Raw genomic sequence first — 19147 nt, forward strand, 5'->3', positions numbered from 1 at the left:
ATAAACAAACTGCCGCAAAATGCGGCAGATTCGCAATTCAGCGACGTTACAGACGGCCTAGATCATTGACCAGAGCGAGCAACATCACTCCGACCACCAAACTGATACCGATCTGTATCCCCCAACCTTGCACCCGATCCGACAAGGGACGACCACGCGCCCACTCAATCAGATAAAACAACAAATGCCCCCCATCCAGCACAGGAATGGGCAGCAAATTCAGAACCCCCAGGCTAATACTCAGATAAGCAAGGAAATTCAGGAAATCAGCGACACCCGACTGGGCCGAAGCGCCCGCCACTTTAGCAATGGTTATCGGTCCACTCAAGTTTTTTACCGAGAGCTCGCCGAACAACATTTTCTTCAGTGAATCGAGGGTCAGCAGGCTCATGGTCCAGGTACGTCGAGCCCCCTCGCCAATCGCGGCCACGGGACCGAAACTGACCTCGCGAACCATCTCCGGCGGCCAATCCACCGCTTTCACCCCAGCCCCCAGGTAACCGCTCGGTGCTTTTTTCTCGCCGCGCGAAGCTAGCGTCACAGGAACGTCGACCTGAGCAGCATCGCGTTCGATTCGCAGCAGGATTTTGGTATCAGGTCGCAGACGGACGGTATCGACCACTTGCTGCCAGTCATCCAGCGACTTGCCATCAAGCGCCAGCAGACGGTCCCCAGCCTTGAGACCAGCGGCGTGCGCCGGACCGTTTGGATCGATCTCGGCCAGGACTGGCGGCAATGCCGGGCGCCATGGGCGAACCCCCAGCGAATGAATAGGATCGGGCTCTTCGGCCCCCTTGAGCCATTTGTCCAGCACCAGCTCATGAGGCACATCCACGGTGGAGCCCTGCTCACGGACCAGCACCTGCAGTGATCCGCTTTCCCCCAAGCGACGGACCAGTTGCAGATTCACCGCTGCCCAGCCGCTCGTTGGCTCGCCATCGATGGAGATAATTTCCTGACCTGCGCTCAACCCTGCTTTGGCGGCAATGCTGCCGGATTCCACGGCACCAATGACTGGACGCACCTGTTGACTGCCGAGCATGGCCAGGACCCAGAAGAAACCCAGGGCCAGCAGGAAGTTGGCAATCGGTCCGGCCGCCACAATGGCAATGCGCTGACGCACCGATTTGCGATTGAAGGAATGCTCGACCTGATCAGCCGGCACTTCGCCTTCACGCTCATCGAGCATCTTCACGTAACCGCCCAGCGGAATGGCGGCCACCACGAACTCGGTGCCCTGCTTGTCGTGCCAACGCAACAGTGGCATCCCGAAGCCCACGGAGAAACGCAGCACCTTGACCCCACAGCGACGCGCGACCCAGAAATGGCCGAACTCGTGGAAGGTAACCAGCACGCCCAACGCAACCAGGGTGCCGACAATCATATAGAGTGCGCTCATCTACTTTCTCCGCATTCCTGTCTAGTGCCGCATGGACCAACGCATCGCAGCACTTACCGCCCGTGACGACTCAACCACTGCTCGGCCAGCACACGCGCCTTGGCATCGGCCGTGAACACCGCTTCGAGATCATCCACAGCCACCACAGGCTCAAGATTCAGTGCTTCCTCGATGATACTCGCGATTTCCGGGTAACGAACCCGTCCGTCGAGAAACGCTGCTACAGCGACTTCATTTGCCGCATTGAGCATCGCCGGCGCACTGTTGCCAGCCTCGGCTGCCTGGCGGGCAAGGCGCAGGCAAGGAAAACGCTCCTCATCCGGAGCTTCGAAATCAAGGCGTGCAATGGCAAACAGGTCCAGCGGCGGCACGCCCGAATCGATTCGTTCTGGCCACGCCAGAGCGTTGGCGATCGGAGTGCGCATGTCCGGATTACCCAACTGAGCCAATACCGAACCATCGATGTAGTCGACCAGGGAATGAATCACACTCTGCGGATGAATCACCACTTCAACCTGGGACGGCTTGGCGTCAAACAGCCAGCAAGCCTCGATCAACTCCAGGCCTTTATTCATCATGCTGGCCGAATCGACCGAAATCTTGCGCCCCATGGACCAGTTCGGGTGGGCACACGCTTGCTCAGGGGAAACATGCGCCAGCTCTGCCATAGGCGTTTGCCGGAACGGACCGCCAGAGGCCGTCAGCAAGATCCTGCGCACACCGACCGCGCCGAGACCACGGGAGTAATCCTGTGGCATGCACTGGAAAATTGCGTTGTGTTCGCTATCGATCGGCAGCAGTACGGAGCCGCTCTTGCGTACGGCTTGCATGAACAGGGCGCCGGACATGACCAGCGCTTCTTTATTGGCCAAGAGGATCTTCTTGCCTGCCTCGACTGCCGCCAGCGTCGGACGCAAGCCCGCTGCACCGACGATAGCCGCCATGACAGCATCGACCTCCGGGTCGGAGGCCACCTGGCACAACCCCTCTTCACCCACCAGCACACGGGTAGACAGGCCAGCCGCACGCAAATCATCCTGCAAGCCACGGGCTGCGGCGACTTCAGGCACCACGGCAAATCGCGGTACGTGCCTTACGCACAGCGCCAACAACTCACTCAAACGGGTGAAACCGCTCAAGGCGAAGACTTGATAACGATTGGGATGGCGAGCAATGACATCGAGGGTGCTCAAGCCGATCGAACCTGTCGCGCCCAGAACAGTAATCTGCTGAGGGCGGCTCACGGTGCAGCCATCCACAGCAGCACGGCGAATACAGGGATTGCAGCCGTCAGGCTGTCGATCCGGTCCAGCACCCCACCGTGACCAGGCAGCAGATTACTGCTGTCCTTGATTCCAGACTGGCGCTTGAACATGCTTTCGGTGAGATCGCCGATGACCGAGACAAACACGATCAGAGCCGCACCGATCAACCCCTTGAACAACTCGGCAACAGTCCAGTCACGGACAAATCCGACAATCACGGTAATGACCAGGCACAGCGCCAGGCCACCGTAAACGCCTTCCCAGCTTTTGCCGGGACTGACCTGCGGCGCCAGCTTGCGCTTGCCAAATGCCCGACCCGAAAAGTAGGCGCCGATGTCAGCACCCCAGACCAGCACCATCACCGCCATGATCAGCCAGTTCCCCAAGGGCTGCTGCTTGATCTGGACCAGGCCTTGCCAGGCCGGCAACAGGATCAACAGGCCGATGACCAGCTTGCAGGCCGCGCTGGCCCAATGCTCACTGGAACGTGGATAAGTCAGCACCAGGTACGTTGCCACCGCCCACCAGAGCACGGACGCACCCAGTACCCACGGCGCGAGCCCGGGCAGGATGTACATGATGAAAAGCAAAAACGCGACCACCGCGGCAAAAGCCACGCGGAACGACTGCGCATTGAATCCGGCAAGCCGCGCCCACTCCCACGCACCAAGGGTCACGACCAGCCCGATGAACATGGCGAAACCGGAACCCTCGAGCAGGAAAAACCCGCACAGGGCAATCGGCAGCAGGATCAGCGCGGTGATGATTCGTTGTTTAAGCATTAAACCCGGGCTCCAGCCTCGACCTGCTCACTCGTTTTACCGAAGCGACGCTGGCGGGATGCGAAATCGGCCAGCGCGTTACGCATGGCATCGTGTTTGAAGTCCGGCCAGAACAGGTCGGAGAAGTACAACTCGGCATAGGCCAGTTGCCACAGCAGAAAGTTACTGATGCGATGCTCGCCGCCGGTGCGAATGCACAAGTCTGGCAACGGCAGATCCCCCGTAGCCAGGCAGGTTTGCAGCAGATCCGGCGTAATATCTTCCGGGCGCAAATGCCCAGCCTGGACTTCACGCGCCAATCGCTGAGCGGCCTGCGCGATATCCCACTGACCACCGTAATTGGCGGCGATCTGCAGGACGAAACGATTGGTACCGGCTGTCATGGCCTCGGCTTCACGCATGGCAGCCTGAAGCTCGGGATGAAAACGCGAACGATCGCCAATGATGCGCAAACTGATGTTGTTGTCATTCAGGCGCTTGGCCTCACGACGCAATGCCTTGAAGAACAGATCCATCAAGGCACTGACCTCATCGGCCGGGCGCTGCCAGTTCTCACTGGAGAATGCGAACAGGGTCAAGACTTCGACCCCGGACTCGGCACACACCTCGATAACCGCACGAACTGCGTCCACACCCGCTTTATGCCCGGCGACACCCGGCATAAAGCGTTTTTTCGCCCAGCGATTATTGCCATCCATGATGATCGCGACATGGCGCGGCACCGCGGACGGCGCAACCGACTTGGTCTTATCCATTAACACGTGACCCTTATACGGCCATCAGGTCTTTTTCTTTCTGCGCCAGATCGGCATCGATTTGAGCCACGAACTTCTTGGTCAAATCATCGATCTCGCCAGTCGCGCGACGCTCTTCGTCTTCGCTGATTTCCTTTTCCTTGGTCAGATCCTTGACCTGACCAATGGCGTCGCGACGGATGTTGCGCACGGCAACACGAGCGTCTTCAGCCACATCGCGAGCCTGCTTGGTGAAGCCCTTGCGGGTTTCTTCGGTCAGGGCCGGCATGGAGATCAGCAGCAACTCACCCAGGTTGGTCGGGTTGAGGTTCAGGCCGGCACTGCCGATGGCCTTGTCGACGGCGCCCAGCATGTTGCGCTCGAAGGCAACGACTTGCAGGGTACGGGCGTCCTTGACGGTAATGTTCGCCACTTGCTTGATCGGGGTGTCGGAGCCGTAGTACGGCACCATCACGCCTTCCAGAATGCTTGGGTGCGCCTGGCCGGTACGAATGCGGCCGAAGTTGTGCGCCAGCGATTCCACCGACTTCTGCATGCGCTCTTTAGCGTCTTTCTTGATTTCGTTGATCATTGTTGAACTTCCTCGATCAGGGTGCCTTCAGCGCCGCCATGCACGATGTTCAGCAGGGCGCCGGGTTTGTTCATGTTAAATACGCGCAGCGGCATTTTGTGGTCGCGGCACAGGCAAATGGCCGTCAGATCCATCACACCCAGCTTGCGATCCAGTACTTCATCGTAGGTCAGATGATCGAACTTCTCGGCATGCGGGTCTTTGAACGGGTCAGCGGTATAGACACCATCAACCTTGGTTGCCTTGAGCACGACATCGGCGTCGATTTCGATTGCACGCAGGCAGGCAGCCGAGTCCGTGGTGAAGAACGGGTTGCCAGTACCGGCCGCAAAAATTACCACGTCCTTGGAGTTCAGGTGGCGCATGGCCTTGCGGCGATCGTAGTGATCGGTCACGCCAACCATGGAAATGGCCGACATCACGATGGCCGAGATATTGGCACGTTCCAGCGCGTCACGCATGGCCAAGGCGTTCATCACAGTGGCCAGCATGCCCATGTGGTCGCCGGTGACCCGATCCATGCCTGCCTTGCTCAGGGCTTCCCCGCGGAACAGGTTGCCACCACCGATAACCAGACCGACCTGAACGCCGATGCCGACCAACTGGCCGACTTCCAGCGCCATGCGATCCAGAACCTTCGGATCGATCCCGAACTCTTCCGAGCCCATCAGGGCCTCGCCGCTAAGTTTGAGTAGAATGCGTTTATAGCGAGCCTGATAACCACTGCCCTGCTGAGCCATTGCGAATCTCTCCTGCGGCGTATATTAAAAAATTCTTTGCGAGCTGTTTTCAGCTGGCGTTCACTCTAGCGTGGCGCTGCTTCAGCGCCATCGGAACATGGCTTTGTAAGCCAGTTCCAAACGGAAACCAAATAAAAAATTGGTGCCCCATCTGAAAAGAGGCTGCGCGCGTGAGCGGGCAGCCTCTTCAGGGCGACAGTTAAAAAACCGTCTTATTGCTTGGCGGCAGCCAGTTGTGCAGCAACTTCTTCAGCGAAGTTGTCAACTGGCTTCTCGATGCCTTCGCCAACCTTGAAGTAGGTGAAGGAAACGATTTCAGCGCCAGCTTTCTTGGCCAGAGCACCAACGGTGACTTCCGGGTTCATCACGAAAGCTTGCTCAACCAGGCTGGCTTCGGCCAGGAACTTGGTGATACGACCAGCAATCATCTTCTCGACGATTTCAGCTGGCTTGCCTTTCATCTTGTCTTCGTTCAGCTGCAGGAATACAGCCTTCTCGCGCTCGATGGCTTCGGCGGAAACCTGCGATGGCAGCAGGAACTCAGGGTTGCTGGCTGCTACGTGCATGGCGATTTCTTTGGCCAACTGAACGTCGCCGCCTTTCAGGACAACAGCAACACCGATCTTGTTGCCGTGCAGGTAGGTGCCGACAACGTCACCCTCTACACGGATCAGACGACGGATGTTGACGTTTTCGCCAACTTTGGCAACCAGGGCTTCACGAGCCGATTCCTGAGCGGCGATCAGCGGAGCTGCGTCGGTCAGTTTTTCGTCGAAAGCTTTTTCTACGCTGGCAGCAACGAAGTTTTTGAAATCGTCTTGCAGGGCCAGGAAGTCGGTCTGCGAGTTAACTTCCAGCAGCACGGCGGACTTGTCGTCGGCCTTGATGGCGATAGCGCCTTCAGCGGCAACGTTGCCAGCCTTTTTAGCAGCCTTGATGGCGCCCGAAGCACGCATGTCATCAATGGCTTTTTCGATGTCGCCGCCAGCCTTGGTCAAGGCTTTTTTGCAGTCCATCATGCCTTCGCCGGTACGCTCGCGCAGTTCTTTGACCAACGCTGCAGTAATCTCTGCCATTTCAAAATTCCTCTTGGATAGGTTATCAACCATTCCACCCGATCGAACGGGCGTTCAATTCTTCCCGAACCACCTTTGTTAGCTGCCGCACGTTACAAATAAGGCAGTGGGCGCCGACAAATGGTTTTCAAGGTGGCAAAAAGGGGGCCAAGCCCCCTTTTTGCTTACTGAGTCAACGCCAGGGCGTCAATTACTCAGCTGCAGCTGCCGGAGCTTCTTCAACGAAAACTTCGGTGCCGCCAGCAACGTTGTTGCGACCACGGATGACAGCGTCAGCCATCGAACCCATGTACAGCTCGATAGCGCGGATGGCGTCATCGTTACCTGGGATGATGTAGTCAACACCTTCAGGGCTGCTGTTGGTATCGACTACGCCGATGACCGGGATGCCCAGCTTGTTGGCTTCGGTGATCGCGATGCGCTCGTGATCAACGTCGATAACGAACAGAGCGTCTGGCAGGCCGCCCATGTCCTTGATACCACCCAGGGAACGATCCAGCTTTTCCAGGTCACGGGAGCGCATCAGCGCTTCTTTCTTGGTCAGCTTGGCGAAAGTACCGTCTTCGGCTTGTACTTCAAGGTCACGCAGACGCTTGATGGAAGCACGGATGGTTTTGAAGTTGGTCAGCATGCCGCCCAACCAGCGGTGATCGACGTACGGCGAGCCGCAACGTGCTGCTTGTTCAGCAACGATCTTGCCAGCGGAACGCTTGGTGCCGACGAACAGAATCTTGTTTTTGCCCTGGGCCAGGCGCTCTACGAAAGTCAGAGCTTCGTTGAACATTGGCAGGGTTTTTTCAAGGTTGATGATGTGGATCTTGTTACGCGCGCCGAAAATGTATTTACCCATTTTCGGGTTCCAGTAACGGGTCTGGTGACCGAAGTGCACACCGGCCTTCAGCATATCGCGCATGTTGACTTGGGACATGATAGTTCCTTAATAAGTCGGGTTTGGCCTCCACGTACCCCAATGACCAACCAGTCAGCATCAGCTGAAGGCACCCAGGTCATCGTGTCGACACGTGTGTGGATTTAAGCCTTCCGGGGCATCCCCGGAAAGCGGCGCATTTTATATCACAGGGCCGAAAAAAACGGAACCCGGATTATGAAATCCAGGCGGTCGTGGCCGTTCAGCCCTTGGAATCCGCCCGGAATGCACCATTCTATAGAGAGAAGCGATGGACAGAGACGCGGTTTTGCTCCGATCGTCTGTTAGAATCGCGTTTTTCAGGGCTGCGATGTTCGATCGCGCAACGCCCGTCCAGTTTTAGAAGCGCCGTCGAGCGCAGAGAGAGAGCCTGTATGACCGTCACCCTCAAAACCCCCGAGGACATCGCAAAAATGCGCATTGCCGGCAAACTCGCCGCCGACGTGCTGGAAATGATTGCCGAACATGTCAAACCGGGCGTGACCACCGATCAGCTGAACCAGATCTGCCACGACTATATCGTCAACGAGCAGAAAGCCATCCCTGCCCCGCTCAACTACAAGGGCTTCCCGAAATCGATCTGCACGTCGATCAACCACGTGGTCTGCCACGGCATCCCGAACGATAAACCGCTGAAGGATGGCGACACCCTGAACATCGACGTAACCGTCATCAAGGACGGATACCACGGCGACACCAGCCGCATGTTCCACGTAGGCACCGTGCCTGTGTGGGCCGAGCGCCTGTCGCAAGTCACCCAGGAATGCATGTACAAGGCCATCGAGCTGGTCAAGCCCGGCTGCCGCCTGGGCGATATCGGCGAAGTGATCCAGAAGCATGCCGAAAAGAACGGTTTCTCGGTCGTTCGCGAGTTCTGTGGCCACGGTATCGGCAAGGTCTTCCACGAAGAACCGCAGATCCTGCACTACGGCCGTGCCGGCACCGGCATGGAGCTGAAGGCGGGCATGACCTTCACCATCGAACCGATGATCAACCAGGGCCGCGCCGACACCAAGGTGCTGGGCGACGGCTGGACCGCGATCACCAAGGACCGCAAGCTGTCGGCCCAGTGGGAACACACCCTGCTGGTGACCGAAACCGGTTACGAGATCTTCACCCTGCGCAGCGACGACACCATCGCCCGCGTTTCGGCCTGATCAGCAACAACGCACCCAGCTTTTATATAGACAGGAAAGCCAATCGATGCCGCAGGTGGACCCCGAACTCTTCGACCGCGGCCAGTTCCAGGCTGAGCTGGCCCTCAAGGCAAGCCCGATCTCGGCTTTCAAGAAAGCGATCCGCCAGGCCCGGGAAGTGCTCGACACGCGCTTTCGCAACGGCCGGGACATTCGTCGACTGATCGAGGATCGCGCCTGGTTCGTCGACAACATCCTGCAAAAGGCCTGGGACCAGTTCAGCTGGAGCAAAGACGCCGACATCGCGCTGGTCGCGGTCGGCGGCTACGGTCGTGGCGAGTTGCACCCTTACTCCGACATCGATCTGCTGATCCTGCTGGACAGCGCCGACCATGAAGTTTTCCGTGACTCCATCGAGCGTTTTCTGACGTTGTTGTGGGATATCGGCCTGGAAGTCGGCCAGAGCGTTCGCTCGGTCGAGGAATGCGCCGTCGAAGCCCGGGCCGACCTGACGGTGGTCACCAACCTGATGGAAAGCCGCACGATTACCGGTCCGGAGCACCTGCGCCAGCGCATGCTGGAGGTTACCAGCACGGCGCACATGTGGCCGAGCAAGGAATTTTTCCTGGCCAAGCGCGCCGAGCAGAAGGCCCGTCACCACAAGTACAACGACACCGAATACAACCTGGAACCCAACGTCAAAGGCTCGCCTGGCGGACTGCGGGATATCCAGACGATTCTCTGGGTTGCCCGTCGCGAATACGGGACCCTGAACCTGCGGGCACTGGCCGGCGAAGGTTTCCTGGTGGAGAGCGAAAACGCCCTGCTGGCTTCCTCCCAGGAATTCCTGTGGAAAGTACGCTACGCCCTGCACATGCTCGCCGGACGCTGCGAAGACCGCCTGCTGTTCGATCACCAGCGCACCATTGCCAAGCTGCTGGGTTTCGAAGGCGACGACGCCAAGCAAGCCGTCGAAAACTTCATGCAGCAGTACTACCGGGTGGTCATGAGCATCGCCCAGCTCAGCGACCTGATCATCCAGCACTTCGAGGAAGTCATCCTCGCCCCGGAAGACGAGGCGCCACCGCAGCCGATCAACTCCAGATTCCAGCTGCACGACGGCTATATCGAGGCGCGCAGCGACAACGTATTCCGCCGCACCCCGTTCGCCATGCTGGAAATCTTCGTGCTGATGGCCCAGCAGCCGGAAATCAAAGGCGTACGCGCTGATACCATTCGTCTGTTGCGGGAAAATCGCCACCTGATCGACGACGATTTCCGCAATGACATCCGCAACACCAGCCTGTTCATCGAGCTGTTCAAGTGCAAGATCGGTATCCACCGCAACCTGCGCCGCATGAACCGCTACGGCATCCTCGGACGCTATCTTCCCGAGTTCGGTTTTATCGTCGGGCAGATGCAGCATGATCTGTTCCACATCTATACCGTCGATGCGCACACCCTGAACCTGATCAAACACCTGCGTAAGTTGCAGTACACCCAGGTGTCGGAAAAATTCCCGTTGGCCAGCAAGCTCATGGGCAAGCTGCCCAAACCCGAGCTGATCTACCTGGCCGGTCTTTACCATGACATCGGCAAGGGCCGGCATGGCGACCACTCGGAAATCGGTGCGGTGGATGCCGAGGCATTCTGCCAGCGCCACCAGCTCCCGGTGTGGGACAGCCGCCTGATTGTCTGGCTGGTGCAGAACCATCTGGTGATGTCGACCACCGCCCAACGCAAGGACTTGTCCGACCCGCAGGTGATTCACGATTTCGCGCAGATCGTCGGTGACGAAACCCACCTCGATTACCTGTACGTATTGACGGTCGCCGATATCAACGCCACCAACCCGACGCTGTGGAACTCCTGGCGCGCCAGTCTGCTGCGCCAGCTGTACACCGAAACCAAGCGTGCACTGCGTCGCGGCCTGGAAAACCCGGTCGATCGTGAAGAACAGATCCGCCAGACCCAGAGCGCCGCCCTGGACATCCTGGCGCGCGGCGGCACCGACCCGGACGATGTCGAACAGCTGTGGACACAGTTGGGCGATGACTATTTCCTGCGCCACACTGCCGGCGATGTCGCCTGGCACACCGACGCGATCCTCCAGCAGCCGGTCGACGGCGGGCCACTGGTGCTGATCAAGGAAACCACGCAGCGGGAATTCGAAGGCGGCACGCAGATTTTCATTTACGCGCCGGACCAGCACGACTTCTTCGCCGTGACCGTGGCCGCGATGGACCAGCTCAACCTGAACATCCATGACGCCCGGGTCATCACCTCCAGCAGCCAGTTCACCCTCGACACCTACATCGTGCTCGACACCGATGGCGACTCGATCGGCGATAACCCGGCGCGGGTCAAGCAGATCCGCGACGGCCTGACCGAAGCCCTGCGCAACCCGGATGACTACCCGACGATCATTCAGCGCCGGGTACCCCGCCAGCTCAAGCATTTCGCCTTTGCGCCACAGGTGACGATCCACAACGACGCGCAGCGCCCGGTGACCGTACTGGAACTGACCGCGCCCGACCGCCCAGGCTTGCTGGCGCGGGTCGGCACGATTTTCCTGGAGTTCCACCTGTCGCTGCAAAACGCCAAGATCGCCACCCTGGGCGAGCGCGTGGAAGACGTGTTCTTCATCACCGACGCCAACAACCAGCCGTTGTCCGACCCGCTGCTGTGCAGTCGCCTGCAGGATGCGATCGTCGAGCAACTGAGCGTCAACCAGGAACCCGATATCAAACTGTCGCGCATCAGCATCTGACTTAACAACGGTCTGCCCTTTGTAGGAGCGAGCTTGCTCGCGATGGACTCAAATACGCTGCGTTGCTTTGGCAAACACGCGTTATCGTTGACGACCATCGCGAGCAAGCTCGCTCCTACAAGGGACCAGCGCCGCTCCTACACCGAACGAGATTTAACGATGAACAACGCTTTGTCCCAGCTGCAGCCCTACCCGTTCGAGAAACTCCGCGCCCTGCTCGGCAGCGTCACACCCAATCCGGACAAGCGCCCGATCGCGCTGTCCATCGGCGAGCCGAAACACCGTTCGCCCACCTTCGTCGCCGAAGCCCTGGCCAGTAATCTGGAAAAAATGGCGGTGTACCCGACGACCCTCGGTATTCCAGAGCTGCGTGAAGCCATTGCGGCCTGGTGTGAACGTCGTTTCAACGTTCCCCACGGCTGGATCGACCCGGCGCGCAACGTGCTGCCGGTCAACGGAACCCGTGAAGCGCTGTTTGCGTTCACCCAGACCGTGGTCAATCGTGGAGACGACGCGCTGATCGTCAGCCCGAACCCGTTCTATCAAATCTACGAAGGCGCGGCGTTTCTCGCCGGCGCCCAGCCGCACTACCTGCCGTGCCTGGACGAAAACGGCTTCAACCCCGATTTCGACGCGGTTTCGCCAGACATCTGGAAACGCTGCCAGATTCTGTTCCTGTGCTCGCCGGGCAACCCCACCGGCGCACTGATCCCGGTCGAGACCCTGAAAAAGCTGATCGCCCTGGCCGACGAACATGACTTCGTGATCGCCGCCGATGAGTGCTACAGCGAGCTATATTTCGATGAGCAAACCCCGCCACCAGGCCTGCTCAGCGCCTGCGCGGAACTGGGTCGCAAGGACTTCAAGCGCTGCGTGGTGTTCCACAGCCTGTCCAAGCGCTCCAACCTGCCGGGCCTGCGTTCTGGTTTTGTCGCCGGTGATGCGGACGTGCTCAAAGGCTTCCTGCTCTATCGTACCTACCACGGCTGTGCGATGCCGGTTCAGACACAACTGGCCAGCGTTGCCGCCTGGAACGACGAAGTACACGTTCGCGCCAACCGTGCGCTGTACCGTGAGAAGTTCGACGCCGTCCTGGAAATCCTCAGCCCGGTGCTGGACGTGCAGCGCCCCGACGGCAGTTTCTACTTGTGGCCGAACGTGGCCGGTGATGACGCAGCCTTCTGCCGCGATTTGTTCGAACAGGAGCATGTCACCGTGGTGCCGGGCTCCTACCTGTCGCGGGATGTGGATGGCGTAAACCCGGGTGCCGGCCGTGTGCGCATGGCATTGGTTGCGCCGTTGGCCGAATGCGTGGAAGCCGCCGAGCGTATCCGCGATTTCATCCAGCGCCGTAAATAAACACCGCCGTACGACCTGTGGGAGCACGGCTTGCCCGCGATAGCGATCTTGAGGATGCCATCGCGGGCAAGCCGTGCCCCCACAGGTTCCGGGGTTAAAGGTCAGAGGTTATTTCACCTGCCCAAGCTTCGCCTCGCTCAAATCCAGCTCCGCCAACACCTCCCGCAATACGTCATCGCCAATCTGGTGCTGCCGGCTGAGGCTGTACAGCTCCAGGCGCTGCGCCCGTAGCGCATTCAAGCGCAAGCGTCGCTCCAGCAAGTCCATCTGAAACGCCAGGGCCTGGGCCTCGGCGGAATCGTTGAACACCTCCAGTTGATGCCGGTATTCGGACATGATCCGCGCCTTGAGCTCTGCCGCCAGCGCCGCTTGAGCTGCATCCTGCGGGTTGACCTCCTCGGTTTCCAGCGCATGAATGGCCGCTTCGGCGGTCTTGCGCCAAGCCTCTCGAACTTCGTTGCGACGCTTGTCGTCGGGGCCTTTCTCGATCCCGCGCAGCAGCAACGGCAAGACGATGCACGCCGCGATCAACGACAACAGGATCACCCCGGCAGCGATGAAGATCAGCAAATCGCGCTCGGGGAAGGCGCTGGCCCCCATGAGCATCGGCACCGACATCACACCCGCCAGGGTCACCGCGCCGCGTACACCACCGACGGTCAGCAGCCCACAGGAACGCGCGCTCGGCACCCGGGTGATTGCCTCCTTGCCGCGCCAGCGGCGCATCAGGATCGCCAGGCGCCAGATGCTTTGCACCCAGACAAACCGCAACACCAACAGCACCAGGAAAATCGCCAGCACATCGAAGCCGCGATACAACAGTGTTGGCCACAGCGAATCTTCATGGCTGGCCACCGCCTTGATGATGTCGGGAAGCTGCAAACCCAGCAGCAGAAAGATCAGGCCATTGAAAGCGAACTCCAGCAACGCCCAGACGCTGCGGTTGAGCAGGCGGGTATTGGTCTGGCGTGGCAACAGATCAAGCCAGCTCTGCATCATCCCCGCCGCCACCGCCGACAGAATGCCCGATGCGCCCACACGCTCGGCCAGCACATAAGCGGCAAACGGCAGCAGCAACATGAATACGACATGGGTGGCCGGGTCATCCCAGCCTCGGGCGATCATCCATGAGCGCAAGCGCCCGACCAGCCAGCTCAAGGCTACGCCCAGGGCCAGGCCGCCGACCGCCACCAGTACGAAGGTCACACTGGCGTTGGCCAGCGAGAACACGCCAGTGACCGCCGCCACCAGTGCGAATTTGAACGTCACCAGGCCCGAGGCATCGTTCATCAACGCCTCGCCCTGCAACATGTGCATCAGGGGTGTGGGCAGGCGGTTCTGGGCGATCGCGCCGACCGCCACGGCGTCGGTCGGCGACAACACCGCCGCCAAAGCGAACGCCACCGCCAGTGGAATGCCCGGCAGTAACCAGTGAATGAAATAACCGGCGCCGACCACCGTAAACAGCACCAGCCCCACCGCCAGCGTCAGGATCGGCCCCCGCAGGCGCCAAAACTCACGCTTGGGCATGCGCCAGCCATCGGAAAACAACAACGGTGGCAGAAACAGAAAAAGAAACAATTCCGGGTCCAGCGCCACATGCAGCCCCAGTGTCGGCCACGCCAGCAATGCCCCCGCGGCGATTTGCACCAAGGGCAACGGCAGCGGGACAACCCGTCCGATCAGGCGCGAAACGCCCACCAGCATCAACAGAATCAGGACGGTGTAAGCGGTTTGCATAAAGCGTGGTTCCCGGACAATCGACAGCGTTGAAGTGCCATATTAGACGCTTAGACTGCGCACGACCCTTGCACCTATGTCGCACTCAATCCCTGAGGGAGCGAGCCAGCTCGCGAAGGCGGACTGACATTCAGCATCTCTGTTGGCTGGCACACCGCTTTCGCGAGCAGGCTCGCTCCCACAGGGACAGGCACAGGTTTTGTGTCATGGCACACATACAAACCCGACCACAGCCGCCGCGAAACCGTCCGGTCATGGCATAATCCGACACCTTTTTTCTCCAGCACCTGTAAAGGGGGCGATTCCTTGACCGTTTCAAGCAAAACGTTGCACCTTTTCGGCATCAAAGCCTGCGACACCATGAAAAAGGCGCGCACCTGGCTCGATGAACACGCTGTCAGCTATGACTTTCATGATTACAAGGCGGTCGGTATCGACCGTGAACACCTGACCCAGTGGTGCAACGAGCACGGCTGGGAAGTGGTGTTGAACCGTGCAGGCACGACCTTTCGCAAGCTCGACGACGAACGCAAAGCCGATCTCGACCAGTCGAAAGCCATCGAACTGATGCTCGCACAACCTTCGATGATCAAGCGCCCCGTGCTCGATCTCGGTGACCGAACCCTGATTGGCTTCAAGCCAGATATCTACGCGGCCGCGCTCAATTAAGCAGCCCGTTTCAATTTGTTAGAGGTATCAACATGTCCACTACCCTGTTCAGCCTGGCCTTCGGTGTCGGCACTCAAAACCGTCAAGGCGCCTGGCTGGAAGTGTTCTACGCACAGCCATTGCTCAATCCTTCGGCCGAACTGGTCGCGGCCATCGCCCCGATCCTGGGCTACAGCGAAGGCAACCAGGCCATTGCTTTCACCACCGCGCAAGCCTCGCAACTGGCTGAAGCCGTCAAAGGCGTCGACGCTGCCCAGGCTGCCCTGCTGACCCGCCTGGCCGAGAGCCACAAGCCGCTGGTCGCCACCCTGCTGGCCGAAGATGCCCAGCTGTCGTCGACCCCTGAGGCCTACCTCAAGCTGCACCTGCTGTCGCACCGCCTGGTCAAGCCACACGGCCTGAACCTGGCCGGTATCTTCCCTTTGCTGCCGAACGTGGCCTGGACCAGCCAGGGCGCCATCGATCTGGCCGAACTGGCCGAGCACCAACTGGAAGCCCGTCTGCGCGGCGAGCTGCTGGAAGTGTTCTCGGTGGACAAATTCCCGAAAATGACCGACTACGTGGTTCCGGCCGGCGTGCGTATCGCTGACGCCGCACGTCTGCGCCTGGGCGCCTACGTGGGCGAGGGCACCACAGTGATGCACGAAGGCTTCATCAACTTCAACGCCGGCACCGAAGGCCCGGGCATGATCGAAGGCCGCGTATCCGCTGGCGTATTCGTCGGCAAGGGTTCGGACCTGGGCGGCGGTTGCTCGACCATGGGCACCCTGTCGGGCGGCGGCAACATCGTGATCAAGGTTGGCGAAGGCTGCCTGATCGGCGCCAACGCCGGTATCGGTATCCCGTTGGGCGACCGCAACACCGTCGAGTCGGGCCTGTACGTCACCGCGGGCACCAAAGTGGCGCTGCTGGACGAGAAAAACCAACTGGTCAAAGTCGTGAAAGCCCGTGAACTTGCCGGCCAGACCGACCTGCTGTTCCGTCGCAATTCGGAAACCGGTGCCGTGGAGTGCAAAACCCACAAATCGGCGATCGAACTGAACGAAGCGCTGCACGCTCACAACTAAGTGCAGCATGACCTAATGTGGGAGCGAGCCTGCTCGCGATGGCGTCCTCAAGATCGCCATCGCGAGCAGGCTCGCTCCCACAGGGTTTGCCTTACATCCGCCCATGTTTATCAGGGCCAGACAACATGATGATTCTCTCTCCCTGGCGCGCCGACTTTCCGGCCATCGCCGCGCTGCAACGGCAAGCCCAGACCTATCTGGACAACGCCGCCACCACCCAAAAGCCCCAAGCCCTGCTCGATGCCCTGGCGCATTACTACGCCAACGGCGCGGCCAATGTGCATCGCGCGCAACACTTGCCCGGCGCCCACGCCACCCAGGCGTTCGAGGACAGCCGGCGCAAAGCCGCGCAGTGGCTCAATGCCGGCGACAGCGGGCAGATCATTTTTACCCACGGCGCGACGTCTGCGCTGAACCTCCTGGCTTATGGCCTGGAACCTCTATTCCAATCGGGCGATGAAATCGTCATCAGCGCCCTGGAGCATCACGCCAACCTGCTGCCGTGGCAGCAACTGGCACTGCGCCGCGATTTGAAACTGGTGGTGTTACCACTGGATGCCGACGGCGTGATCGATCTCGACGCAGCACACCGGTTGATCGGCCCACGCACGCGTCTACTGGCGGTCAGCCAGTTGTCCAACGTGATCGGTGCCTGGCAGCCGCTGCCGGCGCTGCTGGCCATGGCCAAGGCACACCATGCCCTGACGGTCATCGACGGCGCCCAGGGGGTCGTCCACGGCCGGCATGACGTGCAGGCACTGGGCTGCGACTTCTATGTGTTTTCCAGCCACAAACTCTACGGCCCTGACGGCCTTGGCGTGTTGTTCGGACGCAACGAAGCCCTGCAACAGCTACGCCCCTGGCAGTTCGGCGGTGAGATGGTGCTGGACGCCAACTACCACGACGCACGCTTTCGCCCGGCCCCGCTGGGTTTCGAGGCGGGTACACCGCCGGTTTCCAGCGTCATTGGCCTGGGTGCGACCCTGGATTACCTCAGCGGACTCGATCAATTCGCCGTGTCCGCCCATGAAGCGGCGCTGCATGACTGCCTGCTCAAGGGCCTGGAGTCACGCAGCGGCATCCGCCTGTTGGGCAAGCCGCAAGTGGCGCTGGCCAGTTTCACCGTCGAGGGTGTGCATAACTCGGATCTGGCGCACTTGCTGACGGAACAAGGGATTGCCGTACGCGCGGGTCATCACTGCGCCATGCCGCTGCTCAAAAGCTTCGAGCTGGCCGGGGCGATTCGGGTTTCGCTGGCGTTGTACAACGATTCCGAAGACCTGGAGCGATTCTTCGAAGCGCTGGATCAGGCGCTGGAGCTGCTGCGATGAGCCTGCCCGCCGAAGCCGTGGCCGCGCAGCAAGCCTTTCAGGGTCTGCCGGGCTGGGAACAACGGGCGCGCCTGCTGATGCAGTGGGGCGAGCGCCTGCCCGCTCTGAGCGAAGTGGAAATGTGCGACACCAACCGCGTGCATGGCTGTGAAAGCCAGGTGTGGCTGCTGGGCGAATTGCGCGATGGCCATTGGCAATTCAAGGCCGGCAGCGATGCACGGTTGATCCGTGGGCTGGTGGCGTTGCTGCTGGCGCGGGTCAACGGGTTGTCGGCGGCTGAGTTGCAGCAGGTGGATTTGGCGGACTGGTTCAACCAGTTGGGGCTGTGCCGCCAGTTGTCGCAATCGCGCAGCAATGGCTTGAATGCCGTTTTACAACGGATGCGTGAGTTGGCCGCCTGAATGATCGTTCCCACGCTCTGCGTGGGAATGCCTCAACGGACGCTCCGCTTTCGGCTCTTGATGTGGGACGCAGAGCGTCCCGGGCTGCATTCCCACGCGGAGCGTGGGAACGATCAACACCACTTAAGCCTGAGGTTTAACCCGATCCGCCGGCCGCCGAACACCGGCCACAATCTTGTCCACCGCCTTGGTCGCCGCGACCATGCCGAACGTCGCCGTCACCATCATCACCGCGCCAAATCCACCGGCGCAGTCCAGCTTCACGCCATCGCCGACAAAACTTTTCTGCAGGCAAATGCTGCCGTCCGGCTTCGGGTAGCGTAGTTGTTCGGTGGAAAACACGCACGGCACGCTGTAGTGGCGGGTCACGGTGCGGGAGAAGCCGTAGTCACGGCGCAAGGTGGAGCGCACTTTCGAGGCCAGCGGGTCGTTGAAGGTGCGGTTCAGGTCGCAGACCTGGATTAGCGTCGGGTCGATCTGCCCGCCCGCGCCGCCGGTGGTGATGATCTGGATCTTGCGGCGCTTGCACCAGGCGATCAGCGCCGCTTTCGCGTTGACGCTGTCGATGCAGTCGATCACGCAATCGATGTTCGGCGTGATGTATTCGGCCATGGTCTCGCGGGTGACAAAATCCGCCACCGCGTGCACTTTGCAATCCGGGTTGATCCCGCGCAGACGTTCGGCCATCACCTCGACCTTGGGCTTGCCGACGGTGCTGTCCAGCGCGTGCAGTTGACGGTTGGCGTTGCTGACGCAGACGTCGTCGAGGTCGAACAGCGAAATCTCGCCGACACCGCTACGGGCCATGGCTTCCGCCGCCCAGGAACCAACGCCGCCGACGCCGACGATCGCCACATGGGCCGCACGCAGGCGCTCCAGCCCTTCGATCCCGTACAAACGGGCGATGCCAGCAAACCGCGGATCTTCTGTACTCATGACCATCACCTCAAAAACCGGCGCGCATTATAGGGCCGTCGGCGCTCAAGAGCATCTTTGCGCTATGAACGGAGGGCTTTCCAGTTTCATTTCATCCGCAGCGAACGAAGATTCGCCCTACACGCTCTAATGAAAGAACTTAAATCGACTTGGATTGCCCAACGTCCGGCAATTCCCTGTCCGATGTACGTTCAGTGAACTGCCGGTGTAGGATGCGCGCCC

The 19147-nt window shown here is 60.1% G+C and carries 17 protein-coding genes; 7 read left to right on the plus strand and 10 right to left on the minus strand.

From position 1 onward, the window contains the following. Positions 1-46: 46 nt before the first annotated feature. From rseP to rpsB, 8 genes are all read right to left on the minus strand, one after another. On the minus strand, positions 47-1399 hold the full coding sequence (gene rseP, locus ABTV29_RS25310; RefSeq protein WP_433767323.1) for an RIP metalloprotease RseP: 1353 nt from the start codon (positions 1397-1399) through the stop codon (positions 47-49). A gap of 53 nt (positions 1400-1452) precedes the next feature. Beyond that, positions 1453-2643 carry a 1-deoxy-D-xylulose-5-phosphate reductoisomerase gene (gene ispC, locus ABTV29_RS25315; RefSeq protein ID WP_433767324.1) on the minus strand — a complete coding sequence of 397 codons (1191 nt, stop codon included), beginning with the start codon at positions 2641-2643 and terminating at the stop codon, positions 1453-1455. Next, positions 2640-3446: a phosphatidate cytidylyltransferase gene (locus ABTV29_RS25320; protein WP_433767325.1), complete on the minus strand. Its 807-nt coding sequence runs from the start codon at positions 3444-3446 to the stop codon at positions 2640-2642. Before ABTV29_RS25320 ends, ispC begins: the two co-directional genes overlap by 4 nt. Continuing rightward, positions 3446-4201, minus strand: a complete 756-nt coding sequence (gene uppS, locus ABTV29_RS25325) for a polyprenyl diphosphate synthase (protein WP_433767326.1) — start codon at positions 4199-4201, stop codon at positions 3446-3448. The genes ABTV29_RS25320 and uppS overlap by 1 nt, the downstream gene beginning before the upstream one ends. Before the next feature lie 13 nt (positions 4202-4214). After that, the gene (gene frr / locus ABTV29_RS25330) at positions 4215-4772 is read right to left on the minus strand and encodes a ribosome recycling factor (RefSeq protein WP_433767327.1); all 558 of its coding nucleotides are present in this window, start codon (positions 4770-4772) and stop codon (positions 4215-4217) included. Then, entirely contained in the window at positions 4769-5512 is a 744-nt protein-coding gene (gene pyrH / locus ABTV29_RS25335; RefSeq protein ID WP_011332683.1) for a UMP kinase, read from the minus strand. The genes frr and pyrH overlap by 4 nt, the downstream gene beginning before the upstream one ends. A gap of 212 nt (positions 5513-5724) precedes the next feature. Next, a complete protein-coding gene (tsf, locus tag ABTV29_RS25340) occupies positions 5725-6588 on the minus strand; it encodes a translation elongation factor Ts (protein WP_433767328.1) in 864 nt (287 codons plus the stop codon). A 190-nt stretch (positions 6589-6778) separates the two neighbouring features. Beyond that, positions 6779-7516, minus strand: coding sequence for a 30S ribosomal protein S2 (gene rpsB / locus ABTV29_RS25345; protein WP_175375070.1), 738 nt, complete (start codon positions 7514-7516; stop codon positions 6779-6781). Positions 7517-7833: 317 nt separating this feature from the next. On the opposite strand from rpsB, the gene map reads away from it, so the two are divergent. The 3 genes from map to dapC all read left to right on the plus strand — a co-directional run bounded on the left by map (position 7834) and on the right by dapC (position 12781). Continuing rightward, on the plus strand, positions 7834-8673 hold the full coding sequence (map, locus tag ABTV29_RS25350) for a type I methionyl aminopeptidase (RefSeq protein WP_433772013.1): 840 nt from the start codon (positions 7834-7836) through the stop codon (positions 8671-8673). Between the two features lie 46 nt (positions 8674-8719). Next, positions 8720-11422 (plus strand): [protein-PII] uridylyltransferase, encoded by a 2703-nt coding sequence (locus ABTV29_RS25355; protein ID WP_433767329.1) that lies wholly within the window; start codon positions 8720-8722, stop codon positions 11420-11422. A 159-nt stretch (positions 11423-11581) separates the two neighbouring features. Continuing rightward, a complete protein-coding gene (dapC, locus tag ABTV29_RS25360) occupies positions 11582-12781 on the plus strand; it encodes a succinyldiaminopimelate transaminase (protein WP_433767330.1) in 1200 nt (399 codons plus the stop codon). A gap of 108 nt (positions 12782-12889) precedes the next feature. Here dapC and ABTV29_RS25365 read toward each other — a convergent pair whose 3' ends face one another. Then, the gene (locus tag ABTV29_RS25365; RefSeq protein ID WP_433767331.1) at positions 12890-14521 is read right to left on the minus strand and encodes a Na+/H+ antiporter; all 1632 of its coding nucleotides are present in this window, start codon (positions 14519-14521) and stop codon (positions 12890-12892) included. A gap of 360 nt (positions 14522-14881) precedes the next feature. Here ABTV29_RS25365 and ABTV29_RS25370 point away from each other — a divergent pair, with 360 nt between their 5' ends. From ABTV29_RS25370 to ABTV29_RS25385, 4 genes are all read left to right on the plus strand, one after another. Beyond that, entirely contained in the window at positions 14882-15190 is a 309-nt protein-coding gene (locus ABTV29_RS25370; RefSeq protein ID WP_433772014.1) for an arsenate reductase, read from the plus strand. A 32-nt stretch (positions 15191-15222) separates the two neighbouring features. Then, positions 15223-16257 (plus strand): 2,3,4,5-tetrahydropyridine-2,6-dicarboxylate N-succinyltransferase, encoded by a 1035-nt coding sequence (gene dapD / locus ABTV29_RS25375; RefSeq protein ID WP_175388981.1) that lies wholly within the window; start codon positions 15223-15225, stop codon positions 16255-16257. Positions 16258-16382: 125 nt separating this feature from the next. After that, positions 16383-17588 carry an aminotransferase class V-fold PLP-dependent enzyme gene (locus ABTV29_RS25380; protein ID WP_433767332.1) on the plus strand — a complete coding sequence of 402 codons (1206 nt, stop codon included), beginning with the start codon at positions 16383-16385 and terminating at the stop codon, positions 17586-17588. After that, positions 17585-17989, plus strand: coding sequence for a SufE family protein (locus ABTV29_RS25385; RefSeq protein WP_433767333.1), 405 nt, complete (start codon positions 17585-17587; stop codon positions 17987-17989). Before ABTV29_RS25380 ends, ABTV29_RS25385 begins: the two co-directional genes overlap by 4 nt. A 123-nt stretch (positions 17990-18112) precedes the next feature. On the opposite strand, the gene tcdA is transcribed toward ABTV29_RS25385, so the two are convergent. Beyond that, positions 18113-18931, minus strand: a complete 819-nt coding sequence (gene tcdA / locus ABTV29_RS25390; RefSeq protein ID WP_433767334.1) for a tRNA cyclic N6-threonylcarbamoyladenosine(37) synthase TcdA — start codon at positions 18929-18931, stop codon at positions 18113-18115. Positions 18932-19147 lie beyond the last annotated feature (216 nt).

Source organism: Pseudomonas putida, from assembly GCF_050989985.1.
Taxonomy (GTDB): domain Bacteria; phylum Pseudomonadota; class Gammaproteobacteria; order Pseudomonadales; family Pseudomonadaceae; genus Aquipseudomonas; species Aquipseudomonas putida_AI.